This window comes from Psychrobacillus sp. FSL K6-4615 (assembly GCF_038008225.1).
GTDB lineage: Bacteria > Bacillota > Bacilli > Bacillales_A > Planococcaceae > Psychrobacillus > Psychrobacillus psychrotolerans.
Map to the genome: position 1 here is coordinate 327279 of NZ_JBBOYQ010000001.1, position 13284 is coordinate 340562.

Below are 13284 nucleotides of genomic sequence, written 5' to 3' on the forward strand. Positions count from 1 at the left end.
TTATAGATAAATTTAAATAGTGAGGAGCACGCTTATGGGGAAAAAGATGAAAAACTACATGGACAAAATTGCAGTTACCCCTAATCGTAATTTCTTTAGTATTAATTTTCCTGGCATTGTTCTCTGTTTTGTTGTGATGATTGCAGGGGTTTATTTTGCTAATCTTATTGGGGTTTTAATAGTGAAACTTCAAATTTTACCTGAAGGCAGTTCAAGTCCTGTGTCTGGTATTTTTGTTGCTATTATACTTGGTATTTTCATTAGGAATGTAGTTAGTATACATCCATTTTTCCTTCCTGGAATCGCCTTGGCTGTTAAATATGCATTAAGACTAGGGATTATCTTGTTGGGACTAAGGTTAAGTTTAATAGAAGCACTTAAACTTGGAGCGTGGGGTATTCCGTTAATTATCGCCTGCATCTCCTCAGGTATTATAGTAACTTTATATTTTACCAGTAAAATGAAGCAGTCCAAGCGACTAGGGACATTAATTGCAGGGGGTACTGGTATTTGTGGTGTGACAGCTATTATGGCAATTTCTCCCGTAATTAAGGCTAAAGACAATGAGATTTCATATGCTATCGCAAATATTACTATCTTTGGTCTAGTTAGTATGCTGTTCTACCCTTTACTTGCCAATACTTTCTTTGGTGATGACCCAATCAAAGCAGGGCTTTTTTTAGGAACATCTATTCATGATACGGCACAAGTGACAGGGGCTGCGCTTATATACAATCAGATGTATGACATTGAAAAAGCTGTGGATGTGGCAATGGTGACAAAGCTGACGAGAAATTTGTTCATAATAGTGGTAATACCACTCATTTCCTCTTTATTTTTTAAAGGCATGGATGATAGACAGGATACAGTAGGAGAAAGAATTCCGAAGTGGTATAAACTTGTACCAATGTTTGTAATCGGGTTTTTGCTACTTGCATTCATAAGAACAATTGGTGACATGACCTTGGCAAACAACGGATTAGCTTTAGGTTTCTTGGATTTGGCATCTTGGAAAGCCTTTTATAGTTATGGAAGTTCTTTTGGTACTACTTATATGCTTGGAATAGCAATGGCGGGAGTAGGGTTATCAACTAGTTTTAAATCATTCAAAGGGATGGGATTGAAACCATTCTATATCGGGCTTATTGCAGCGATATCTGTTGGGATTGTTAGCTTAACATTAATTAGTCTATTTGGTCATTTAGTTGTTATTTAGAAAGGTATTAACTTCATGTAAAAGTAGAACAAACCAGCGTTTAAATAATCCAAGTAAAAGTGCATTACCTAGAGTGAGAGTCTACTTCCGTGGTATGTGGTTGTAGTCTTTTTTAGCTTTGATTTATCACCCTCCCTATAACATACCATTTTAGATAGTATGTGGCAGATTGTTGGAACATTAACGTTAACTTCTGTAGTATTAACAAAGAAGATACATTGTCCTTCTTTGGAAGACTAGTAAAGGGGTTAATAAAATGAAACAAAAATACGAAAAGATTTTTCAAGAGTTTACGTTTTCATCAGGTGTAAAAGTAAAAAATCGAATTATGGTCGCTCCAATGACTCACTATTCCTCGGAAGAAAGTGGGGAAGTATCGGAAAGAGAGTTAGCCTATTATAAGGAACGCTCTGGTGGTGTCGGTACATTTATCACTGCTTGTGCATATGTGATCAAGGGTGGTAAAGGATTTCCAGGACAATTTAGCATAGATGATGATAAATTCCTTCCAGGATTGAAAAAACTAGCTCAGAGCATTCAATCGAATGGAACAAAAGCTATTATTCAAATTTATCATGGGGGCAGACAGTCGCCGGCCCAGTTATTACCAGATCAGCAACCCGTTTCAGCAAGTGCTGTTGCTGCGGAACGTGAAGGTGCAATAGTTCCGCGAGAGATGACAGAGGATGAAATTAAGCAGACAATCCAGGCTTTTGGAGATGCTACAAGAAGAGCAATAGATGCAGGCTTTGATGGAGTAGAAATCCACGGAGCTAACACTTACCTGTTACAGCAGTTCTTCTCGCCGCATTCAAATAGAAGAGAAGATCAATGGGGAGGTTCCCTTGAGAATCGTATGAAGTTTCCCATGGCAATCGTAGATTCTGTTAAACAAGCAGTAAGGGAACATGCAAAAACACCATTTATTGTTGGTTACCGAATTTCTCCAGAAGAGGGCAGTAACCCTGGGATTCAATTGGAGGATACTCTTCAATTCGTAGATAAGCTAGCTGATCAGGGCTTAGATTATCTACATGTGTCTGTGAATCATTTCTGGAATGGTTCCTTCCGTGAAGAAGATAAAACAGAGTCAAGAATTATTAAGATACATGAAAAAATAGGGGATCGGACTCCGGTAGTTGGAGTAGGTTCATTGCATACACCAGATGAGGTAGTCGAAGCGTTAGAAACGGGAGTGCCTTTCATTGCATTGGGTCGAGAACTATTAATGGAACCAAAGTGGATGGATAAAGTTCAAGCTGGCCAGGAAGATCAAATACGTAAAACTCTTTCGAGACAAGCGCAAGAAGAGTTAGTTATCCCTGATCCATTATGGGATAGACTAGTAAATGTAAAAGGTTGGTTACCAGTAGAAGATTAAAAGAGTCGAGAAAAGTGATAATCACTTAATGTACTCCCTAAATTACAAATAAGGATCATTTCTCGTAATTCAAATTGGTAATGTGCACCATATTTAGGGTCCGAATGATAGGTGTTATAGTTACCTAGTGAGGATGAAAAAGAGCCGTGAAAAGTGATTAAACACTTCTCTCGGCTTCTTTCCTCTGTATATCATGATGGATTTCACATAGTGAAGGTGTTTAAATGGAGTTTTTCATTTTACAGGACTATGATTAGAGTAGATTATCATGAAAAAGGAGTTGCTAAAAATGGGACAATCATTAAAAGGAAAAGTGGCATTTGTAACGGGAGCAGGAAGAGGTATTGGCGAAGCGATAGCTATTGCTTTAGCAAAAGAAGGAGTAAACGTTGGATTACTTGCAAGAACAGAGGAAGCATTAAAGAGTGTAGCTGAAGAAATTGGTACCTTAAATGTTAAAGTAGCTTATGCGCCAGCAGACGTTTCTTCATTAGAAGAAGTGAAACAAGCAATAGAAAAACTAACTAGTGAATTAGGAACTGCCGATATATTAATAAATAATGCAGGAATTGGTGGCTTTGAGAAACTAGTAGACACAGATCCTGTAGAGTGGAAAAAGATTATTGATGTTAACTTAATGGGTACTTATTATGTAACACATACAGTACTTCCACAACTGATTGAAAAAAATGGAGGAGATATTATTAACATCTCTTCAACAAATGGCTTAAATGGTGCGCCTGGTTCAAGTGCATATAGTGCATCTAAATTTGGGGTTATTGGGCTGACAGAATCATTAGCTCAAGAAGTTCGCCGTAATAATATACGCGTGACTGCATTAACTCCGAGTACAGTCGTAACAGAGCTGGCTACCAATTCTTCCTTAGTGGATAAAGATAAAATCGACCAATTTATGCAACCAGAAGATATAGCTGAATTCATTGTGTCACAATTAAAATTAGATCCGAGAATTTATGTGAAAACAGCTAGCTTATTAGCAACAAATCCTTTCTAAATAAGGCACTTTAAAAAGACCCATTCCTAGAGGAATGGGTCTTTTGTGTGTAACTGTATTAGCGTCGTTCTATTGGCATAGAGCAACAGCGGAAGGAACCACCTGATTTTATGATTTCAGAGAAATCGACCTCTATCACTTGATAGCCATGCTGCCTCATTTGAAGATTAACATCATGATTAATTGGTAAACTGATTACCCGATTTTGACCAATAGATAATACATTGGTTCCCATTGAGAACTGCTCACTTTCGCTCACTTCGATTAAATTATACATACTCGATAACAGCTCCACCATATTTTTGTCGAGCGCATCAGGAAAAATCAATGCATCTTTTGCAGAAAGAATATTGAATACACAGTCAAGGTGCAAGTATTTTGGGTTAAAAACAATAGGTAGAATATCGAAATCTGTTAGCTCTTTTTGTAAAACTTTAATAGCGTCCATAGATGTACGGTGGCTAATCCCGATAAACACTCGATGGCCATCGACAATAACATCGCCACCTTCTATGGAGTGTTCAGAAAGCTTTTTGTAAAAAATGTCATGTTCATTCATCCAATCAGCTAACACTTTCTCTTCACCCTGACGAATCGGATTTGCCATTTCGGAAATAAACAAATGATTGCCCAAGGTAAAGCCTATATCTCTTGTGAAAACTTGTTCGGGATGGTCTTTGCTTGGTGTTAATTTAATTACTTCCACACCGGCATTCTCTAAGGCTTTTTCAAATTGTTGATGTTGTGAAATAGCAAGTGAACGGTCAATATTATCATTTACATATTGTTTCTGAACATCATTAATTACTTCTTTAATTTCCATATATTGAGGTTCGCATAAGACGACTTTTTTTAGTGTTTCATATTCACTTTGACAATGTATTTGAGATTGATCTTGAATTATTTTTACCATAAGGAATCCTCCACTTTTTTTAATTCATTCTTCTTTTCTATTCCCTATATTTTTCATTGTATAACCTTTTTCAGTGAAGTTTATTTGAATTTTAATATCATTGTTTTAGGGAATTTAAGATTGGGTAAAGACAAGACTAAGAGATGTATGAATAATGATTGTGGAGGCGATTGTATGATTACAAAGGAACAGGCATTATTGACAAAAGAAGATTTTCATACTAGAACCGACTTACCAAATTGGCTGTATAAGGAATATGAAACTTTCCACAACACAGTAACGGATAAGACGTTTCCTTGTTTTTTTGGAATGAGTGGAGAATTGAAAGGCGAGCTTCGTTATGCATATATTAGCCAAGAAGACTGGAGTAATCTACCTTCTGCAGTGGAAGGCTTTCTAGATCTGTTTAAATTACCAAATTACAAAAGACATGGTCTCTTTGTATTTGTAGAGCCTTTTGAGCAAGAGGGTTCTATCGAGGATTATCGTAAGCAATTTTGGGATATCCTTCAATACTTACATGAAATGGATGAAGTTGAATGGCCAGAAGACAGTCCACGCGACCCTGATCATCATTTATGGGATTTTCGATTCAATGGAGAGCCAATCTTCGTGTTTGGAAATGCTCCTGCATATAAGAAGAGAAAGACACGTCACTTAGGGAATGCAATGGTTCTTGGATTTCAGCCTCGCAAAATCTTCGAAGGACTAGAAGGAACTGAAAAGGGTGGTATTATGTCGCGTGAAAAGGTTCGTAAACGAGTAGAGGTTTGGGACCAACTTCCTAAGCATCCAGATATCGGCCACTTCGGAGATCCAACACATAATGAATGGAAGCAATCCTTTATTGGGGATGATATTGAACCCATTCAAGGAAAGTGTCCTTTCCATCATAAATTAGAAGCTTAATATTAAGTCCCATCTGAAATTTCCTTGAAGATGTGGGTGTTAAATAGACCAATTTAAAATGGTGGTCAATAAATACTCCGTCACACAAAAGGAAATTTCTTTTTATTTTGTCTTTTTCATGACATATGCCTTGCAAAAATAAATGTTATAGCATAAAATACAATTAACAAATAACAAACTGTTAATTAAAATAAAGAGCGAGTACTATAATAGAAAGGCAGGTACTATGATGGGGAAATATAAGTCGGAAGAAGAAATGTTAGAGAATTACGATGCAAATAAATATAAAACGCCCGACGGATATACAAGTGATATTGCCGTATTTACGATCATTTCAACTGAGGTAGAAAAGCATAAACCACCTGTAAAAGAATTGAAGTTGATGTTGATACAACGAGCAGCGAAGGATGCAGAGGGCGAGCCAAATGTAGAAGGTAGTAAATGGGCATTGCCAGGTGGTTTTGTTCAGCCAGATGAAACAGCATTTGAAGCAGCTTCGAGAGAACTTGAAGAGGAGACAGGGGTAACCAATCTCAAGATGAAACACTTTGGCACTTACGATAAACCTGGACGTGACAAACGTGCTTGGATTATCTCCAACGCCCATTATGCGATTGTGCCAGAAAACCAGTTAGTCAAACGCAAAGCAGCTGATGATGCTTCGGATGTACAGCTATTCAACTTAGAAGAAATCAGTCAGTTAGAGCTCGCTTTCGACCACCAACAAATAATTTCAGATGCCATTTGGATTATAAAGAAAGATATGGCTCTTACTACATTAGCAAAAAACTTTTTACCGAAAGAATTCGTATTGTCAGAATTACAAGGCGTACTATTAACCGTATTGGATGATTCCTGGATTAAACTTGATTCACAGTTTTTTAGAAAAGCACCATCCTTGCCATTCATTGAAAAAGTAATGGATGAAGGGGAGTTAAAAAAATCTAATAGATGGTCTAAAAACAAAGCACAATTATATAGATTTACCGATTACGAGCCTTTTGTTTCTATCTATAATGCAAATTATTAATTTTTTTCTATGTATTAATTAACAATTTAACAATTGATGATTTATTTAATATAAAGGAGCGGATGAATGATGAACAAAGCATTGTTGAATATTGATTACACGGTAGATTTTGTGGCGGACAATGGAGCATTAACATGTGGTAAACCAGGACAGGATATCGAGGGAGCCATTTTAAATGTAACGGAAGAATTTATAGCTGCTGGCGACTTGGTCGTTTTTGCGATTGATACTCATCAAAAGGATGACCAGTACCACCCTGAATCTAAGCTATTTCCCCCTCACAATATAGAGGGAACCGAAGGAAGAGACTTGTTTGGAAAACTCAAAGATGTATATGAAAATAATAAGAATAGTGAACAAGTCTATTGGATGAACAAAACTAGGTATTCGGCGTTTGCCGGTACAGACTTAGAGTTAAAGCTAAGAGAAAGACAAATTACAGAAGTTCACTTAGTCGGTGTATGTACCGATATTTGCGTACTTCATACAGCAGTGGACGCGTATAACAAGGGCTTTAAAGTAGTCGTTTATAAGGATGCTGTCGCGAGCTTCAACCAACTAGGTCATGAATGGGCTCTAGGTCATTTCCAAAACAGCATAGGTGCAGAAGTCCGATAAAACCATCTATAAATTAGTAAGTGGGTATTAAAATGAGACGGAGGGGTACGCATGAAAACAAATTACAAAGACGATGGTTTTGCGTTACACACAGATCTTTACCAAATCAATATGGCAGAAACATACTGGGAAGATAATATACACAACCGTAAAGCTGTTTTTGAAGTATATTTTCGAAAGTTACCATTCGGTAATGGGTATGCAGTGTATGCCGGGTTAGAAAGAATTGTTGAATATATTTCTAACTTTCAATTCACAAAGAGTGATATAGAATATCTTCAAAACGAACTAGGTTACGAAGAAGACTTTTTAGCATATCTTCAAACGCTGAGATTCACTGGAACAATTCGTTCGATGAAAGAAGGAGAATTGGTCTTCCATAACGAACCTATGTTACGTATTGAAGCTCCTTTAGCGGAAGGACAATTGATAGAGACGGCTATACTGAATATCGTCAATTATCAAACGTTAATAGCGACAAAAGCTTCTAGAATGAAACAAGTAATTGGTGATCAAACCGCTATGGAATTTGGTACGAGGCGCGCACAAGAAATGGATGCAGCTATTTGGGGAACAAGAGCAGCTTTTATCGGAGGATTTGAAGCAACTAGTAATGTGCGAGCTGGGAAATTATTTGGTATACCTGTATCTGGTACGCACGCCCATTCTATGGTTCAAGCGTATCGTGACGAGTATACCGCATTTCATAAGTATGCGAAAAGACATAAAGATTGTACTTTCTTAGTAGATACGTATGACACTTTAAAGTCTGGCGTTCCTACTGCTATCAAAGTAGCAAAAGAGCTAGGCGATAAGATTAACTTCAAAGCCATTCGCTTGGACAGTGGTGATTTAGCTTATCTATCCAAAGAAGCGAGAAAGATGCTAGACAAAGCCGGTTTCAAACAGACGAAAATTGTTGCATCTAATGATTTGGATGAATATACTATTTCTCAATTAAAACATCAAGGAGCTAAAATTGATGCTTGGGGAATCGGCACTAAGCTAATTACTGCTTATGACCAAGCGGCATTAGGAGCAGTTTACAAATTGGTATCTATTGAAGATGATCATGGAAATATGGTAGATACCATTAAGATTTCTGGAAACCCAGAGAAGGTTACTACACCTGGACTTAAAAAAGTCTACCGTATTATTAACCTGACGAGTAATAAGTCAGAAGGTGATTACATCGCAATGGATGATGAAAAACCAGAACAACAAGAAAAGTTGAAAATGTTCCATCCGGTTCATACGTATATCAGTAAGTTCGTAACAAATTACGAGGCTAAAGAACTTCATCATGACATATTTGTGGATGGTAAACAGGTATACGAATTACCAGGAATATTAGAAATCCAACAAGATGTGAAAGAAAACTTGTTGTTCCTATGGGATGAATATAAAAGACTTATGAATCCCGAAGAATACCCCGTTGACTTAAGTCAAAAATGTTGGGATAACAAAATGGTTAATATTCAACAGGTGAAAGAAAAAGTAGAGGCACGCTAAATAAAATTATGTTAAGACAGTTTAACTACTATTGAATATGTGGAGGTAATCTAATGGCTAAGATAGGAATTTATGGTTCGTCTTTTGATCCCATTACCAATGTCCATCTTTTTACAGCAAGTACAATAGCAAATCGTTGCAAGTTAGATAAGGTCATCTTTTTACCTTGCTCCAACAAAAGAAAAGATAAAACGATGAATACAGAAGACGAACATCGCTGGAATATGCTAGAAATGGCGATTAAATCGGATGAAAAATTCACTTTAGATAATTTTGAAATGAAGCAAGATGCCTGGAAAATCTCCACCTATGACACAATGAAGCACTTAAAGACAGTATACCCAGAGGATGATTTATATTTCATTATGGGAGCAGACTTATTAGTGGATATCGGAGATGGTAAGTGGGGAAGTGCAGATAAACTAGTGAGTGAAAATAAATTTATTGTCATGGCTAGAGATGGTATTGATATGCTGAAAGCGATAAGTGGTTCTCCTTTGCTGCGAAATAACGACGATGGGAGCACTTTCCACTTAATCGATAAGGGTATTGCCATGGAAATTAGCTCTACTTATATTCGTGATGAATTTGCAATTGGGGGAGAAGCAAAATACCTCTTGCCTACAAGTTGCTATAAGTACATTAAAGAAAATGAATTATATGGATGGAAAAATTCGTCAAAGGAAATTGGATCAAAATAAATTATAAAATTTATGCTGATCTTAATAGTTAGCTTGTATAAAAAAGTAGGCTCGGAAAAGTATTTCCGGGTCTATTTTTCTTTACCAATGTTTTTTTAATCTACTATATCCCAAAATTGAGCGGCCACTTTTGAGGTAGGTGCATTTTTTAGTTTTAAGATGATAGGTTCCACACTATGGTTAAACTGTTTCAATTCGAAAAGGGTGAGATTTTCTAGAAAGGTAGATGCATAATCCATATTTGGAATAATCGATACTCCTAAACCTTTACTAACAAGTGAGGCTACCATAGCAATATCTTTACACTCAATTATAATATTTGGTTCTACATGATGTTCTTCAAACGCTCTATGTATTTCTCCATGAAAAGAATGTCCTTCTATTGCACCCAACATGATAAAAGGTAATTTAGCTATCTGATTAAAAGTTATATGTGAATCTAAAAATGATGTCGACCAGTTAGTTGGGACAATTACAACATAAGGTTGTTTTTTTAATATTTTTATCTCATATTGTTCACTGGTGCTCAGACGTAAAAGAAATGCCAAGTCTATTTCTCTTTGTTCGAGTCGTTTTAATAATTCATCGGAGTTACCGTTAACAATACTAATTTTAACGTTAGGAGATTGTGTTCTAAATGTTCTTATGTAATCAATCATCATATTCGAGCATGCGGAAGAAACACCGATACGGATCGTTCCGGCTTTTCCTTGCTCTACTTCTTGAATTCGTCGCTCAACATCCTGTCTTTGCATTAGTGTTTGCTCCGCATATTGATACAATATTTCTCCTGTTTCAGTCAGTTCCCATTTTTTTCGATATCGATGGATTAAAGTTGTGCTAAGTTCATTTTCTAGTTTCTTTAAAAGTTGACTGAGTGGTGGCTGTGCTATATGTAGGGCTTCTGCAGCTTTAGAAATACTGGAATGCTTTACGATTTCTCTAAAGTAATGTAATTGTCGAATATCCATCCGTACACCTCATTATATGTATTTTAATATGAATAGTTTATCATATATATATATTTTTAGTATCTTGAATTGGATGATATGATGGATAGGAGATTAAAAAAGGAAGCGAAATTACTTATGAATCATAAGAATGTTACGATGAAGCGCCTTACTTTATATATAGGTGGCTTATTTTTTTTGACACTTGGTGTTAGTTTATCGATTCAAGCAGGACTTGGTGTATCACCTGTTTCTTCTCTGGCATATGCACTTGTCTTAACGTCAGGCTTATCAATCGGTATTACCACAGTCCTTGCAAATATATTATTTATACTTGTTCAAATCATTTTAAGCAAACGTATGGATATAAAAGATTTAATGCTTCAATTAATTATTTCGGTTGTATTTGGTTTCTTTATGGATGCTACATTATTCCTCGTACAACTACTGCCTACACCTGAATCTATAGTATTGCGTTGTGTATATTTGATTATTAGTTTATTTGTCGTATCAGCAGGATTAATCGGATATTTCACCGCAAAACTCCCTCTAATGCCCTACGATGCGTTAACGTATGTTATTAGCGAACAGTTTAAAATCAAGTTTAGTAAAGCAAAGATTACGGGTGATTTAGTAAATGTTTTTGTCGCAGCTCTAATGGGTCTAGTTTTTATACAGTCCTTTGGAGCAATTGGTATCGGTACCATAGTTGCCGCTTATTTTATCGGAAAAATATTGGGGTGGATGATATCACGCTTTCAAGAACCTCTGCAACAGTGGGTAAGTCAAAATGAAAAAGTAATTCTCTAATTGAAAATTTGAAAAAACGGGCATCATCAGAATAGGTGTCTTTTTTTGTATTCAATTATTTATTGTTTGAAAAGAAAAGTGATATATTGCTCAAATATATATAAGAGTTAATAAGTTATTATGACTCATATATTAGTACTTTATTTCTAAAAACAATAAAATTTCTATTGACCTAGTTCCTTAGAAGTAATAAAGTTATTTTAGTGTGTCTTTTTATTTATTTTGGAAGGGGAATAAACTAGGTGAAAGTATCTATCAAAAAGAAAATGTGGACAGGATTTGGATCTGTTCTTATTCTATTAATTGTTGTGGGGTTAATAAGCTTATACTCAGTAAATCGGATAAGTGGGGAATATAAATCATTAATAGAGGATCGAGTGGAACCAATACTATTACTCGATGAACTTACTGGTTTTCAAAAGGATATGACAACGGTAAGTCTAGCTTTAGCTTTGGGTGATACTAAAGTAGAAGGTTTAACGGATCAATTCGACAAAGGATTCCAAGAAACTGCTAGTAGAATTAATGACATGGAATTAGCGTCGGATGGCCAAGTCCTGCTAGACAGAATAATAGAATTAGAGAATCATTATGCCTCATTAAACAAAGCTATTACTAGAGATGCAATACCTAGCGATGACGCAGAGATTGCAAAGCTTGATAGTAAAAGTGTAGTAGAAGAGTTAATGGCTGCTATTGCAGACATGAAAGAATATATGATGGAATCAGTAGAAAAAACAACCATAGAACTTGAAGAGTTAGCAAAACTAACACTTACTTTGATACTAGCTCTAATAGTAGTAGCAATTGTGGTAGGAATTATTATTTCCTCTGTCATAAGTCAAGGTATAGCTAAACCGGTTAGTAAAATGACAGCTTCGATGAAAGAAATTTCAGAAGGAAACTTACAAATTGATCACGTCATCATTAAAAATAATGATGAAATTGGTATCTTAGCTAGTACGTTCAACAAGATGTTAGAAGACCTAAAAGGAATGGTTGCACGAATGAGAGATTCATCCGTAGAACTTGCATCGAGTGCTGAGCAACTTTCAGCAAGCTCAGAAGAGAGCCTAGCATCTTCTCAAATGGTAGCAACAGCTGCTGAACAACAAATGATGGGTAGCGAACAACAACTAAGCATCGTAGATAAAAACAATGATTCACTGTCAGATATGAGTCACATTGTTGACCGAATTTCTGTGAGTAATGATGAAATGGAACATGCTGCAAATACAGTTATAGAATTGGTTGCAGATGGATCAGAGGTAGTATCCAAAGTATCTGATCAAATGAATACCATTGATGCAACTATTAAAGAGTCATCTGATATTATTAAAGAAATGGAACAGCACTCGAATGAAATACAGAAAGTTACCGCATTAATCACCGAAATTTCAGAGCAAACTAATTTACTTGCGCTAAATGCAGCGATTGAAGCAGCTAGAGCTGGGGAATACGGTAAGGGCTTTGCAGTAGTTGCTGAGGAAGTGAGAAAACTTGCGGAGCAATCTAAAAATTCAGCCTCGGAAATTGAATCAATGGTTGGTGTTATACAATTGGCAGCGGGAAAAGCAGTTAAATCGATTGATATAGGTGGAGAAAAAGTAAAAGAAGGACTAAATGCATCCAATCAATCTCGTCAAGTATTTGTAGAAATTGAAACTGCAGTTGGAGTAGTGGGATCTAAGATTGAATCTGTCTCAACTGCGATAAAAGAAATACAAACTGTGTCTGAAGCAGTGACAGTAGCTTCAAAAGAAATACAACTTCTAGCACAACAAACTGCTGACGGTGCAAATGATACGAGCGCTGCAACAGAAGAACAACTGGCTGCAAACCAAGAGATTTCTTCTAGTGCACAATCATTAGCAAACTTAGCAGAAATATTACAAAATGAAGTAAGTCATTTTAAAATAAATTAAAGTATATTTAGTGGAAAAAGGGACACAACTAAACGTTGTGTCCCTTTTTGGCATCCTTCAATTAGTAAGATCTATCCCTCTCACTCATATCACGTCGATTTGGAGACATTGAACCTTGCTTTGGTGTTAAATAACCAAGTTCAGCCAACTCTAGAGAAATCTCTTCTTTCTTACTAGTTGCAGGTCGTCTCGCCATAGAACCTCTTTTATTAGCCCCTAGATGAGTACCATTTCTCATAAGAAAACCCCTCTCAACGTTTTTTGATGCCTACTTAATATGGTTTGAAATACGGGGAAAATACAA

13 protein-coding genes are annotated in these 13284 nt (G+C 36.2%); 10 read left to right on the forward strand and 3 right to left on the reverse strand.

The genetic code is table 11. The features are described from left to right. Positions 1-34: 34 nt before the first annotated feature. From MKX53_RS01605 to MKX53_RS01615, 3 genes are all read left to right on the forward strand, one after another. Positions 35-1216, forward strand: a complete 1182-nt coding sequence (locus MKX53_RS01605) for a YeiH family protein (RefSeq protein WP_340908588.1) — start codon at positions 35-37, stop codon at positions 1214-1216. Positions 1217-1472: 256 nt separating this feature from the next. After that, complete coding sequence (locus tag MKX53_RS01610) at positions 1473-2597, forward strand: NADH-dependent flavin oxidoreductase (RefSeq protein ID WP_093536266.1); 1125 nt, start codon at positions 1473-1475, stop codon at positions 2595-2597. A 289-nt stretch (positions 2598-2886) separates the two neighbouring features. Continuing rightward, entirely contained in the window at positions 2887-3612 is a 726-nt protein-coding gene (locus MKX53_RS01615; protein ID WP_340829173.1) for a 3-ketoacyl-ACP reductase, read from the forward strand. A 58-nt stretch (positions 3613-3670) separates the two neighbouring features. On the opposite strand, the gene MKX53_RS01620 is transcribed toward MKX53_RS01615, so the two are convergent. Then, on the reverse strand, positions 3671-4525 hold the full coding sequence (locus MKX53_RS01620; RefSeq protein ID WP_340908591.1) for a dimethylarginine dimethylaminohydrolase family protein: 855 nt from the start codon (positions 4523-4525) through the stop codon (positions 3671-3673). Positions 4526-4699: 174 nt separating this feature from the next. Here MKX53_RS01620 and MKX53_RS01625 point away from each other — a divergent pair, with 174 nt between their 5' ends. The 5 genes from MKX53_RS01625 (at position 4700) to nadD (ending at position 9295) form a co-directional block, all read left to right on the forward strand. Continuing rightward, positions 4700-5434, forward strand: a complete 735-nt coding sequence (locus MKX53_RS01625) for a YqcI/YcgG family protein (RefSeq protein WP_093536260.1) — start codon at positions 4700-4702, stop codon at positions 5432-5434. A 229-nt stretch (positions 5435-5663) separates the two neighbouring features. Continuing rightward, positions 5664-6464, forward strand: coding sequence for an NUDIX hydrolase (locus MKX53_RS01630; RefSeq protein WP_340908592.1), 801 nt, complete (start codon positions 5664-5666; stop codon positions 6462-6464). A gap of 69 nt (positions 6465-6533) precedes the next feature. Then, positions 6534-7082: a cysteine hydrolase family protein gene (locus MKX53_RS01635; protein WP_340913208.1), complete on the forward strand. Its 549-nt coding sequence runs from the start codon at positions 6534-6536 to the stop codon at positions 7080-7082. A gap of 51 nt (positions 7083-7133) precedes the next feature. Next, positions 7134-8594, forward strand: a complete 1461-nt coding sequence (locus MKX53_RS01640) for a nicotinate phosphoribosyltransferase (protein ID WP_340908594.1) — start codon at positions 7134-7136, stop codon at positions 8592-8594. A 53-nt stretch (positions 8595-8647) separates the two neighbouring features. Next, positions 8648-9295 carry a nicotinate (nicotinamide) nucleotide adenylyltransferase gene (gene nadD / locus MKX53_RS01645; protein WP_340761273.1) on the forward strand — a complete coding sequence of 216 codons (648 nt, stop codon included), beginning with the start codon at positions 8648-8650 and terminating at the stop codon, positions 9293-9295. 95 nt (positions 9296-9390) lie between these two features. On the opposite strand, the gene MKX53_RS01650 is transcribed toward nadD, so the two are convergent. Continuing rightward, entirely contained in the window at positions 9391-10266 is an 876-nt protein-coding gene (locus tag MKX53_RS01650; RefSeq protein ID WP_340908595.1) for a LysR family transcriptional regulator, read from the reverse strand. A gap of 117 nt (positions 10267-10383) precedes the next feature. Here MKX53_RS01650 and MKX53_RS01655 point away from each other — a divergent pair, with 117 nt between their 5' ends. Both MKX53_RS01655 and MKX53_RS01660 read left to right on the forward strand, forming a co-directional pair. Next, positions 10384-11055, forward strand: coding sequence for a YczE/YyaS/YitT family protein (locus MKX53_RS01655; protein WP_340908596.1), 672 nt, complete (start codon positions 10384-10386; stop codon positions 11053-11055). 242 nt (positions 11056-11297) lie between these two features. Next, positions 11298-12980: a methyl-accepting chemotaxis protein gene (locus MKX53_RS01660; RefSeq protein ID WP_340908598.1), complete on the forward strand. Its 1683-nt coding sequence runs from the start codon at positions 11298-11300 to the stop codon at positions 12978-12980. Between the two features lie 61 nt (positions 12981-13041). On the opposite strand, the gene MKX53_RS01665 is transcribed toward MKX53_RS01660, so the two are convergent. Beyond that, positions 13042-13218 (reverse strand): hypothetical protein, encoded by a 177-nt coding sequence (locus MKX53_RS01665; RefSeq protein ID WP_175496217.1) that lies wholly within the window; start codon positions 13216-13218, stop codon positions 13042-13044. Between the last annotated feature and the right edge of the window lie 66 nt (positions 13219-13284).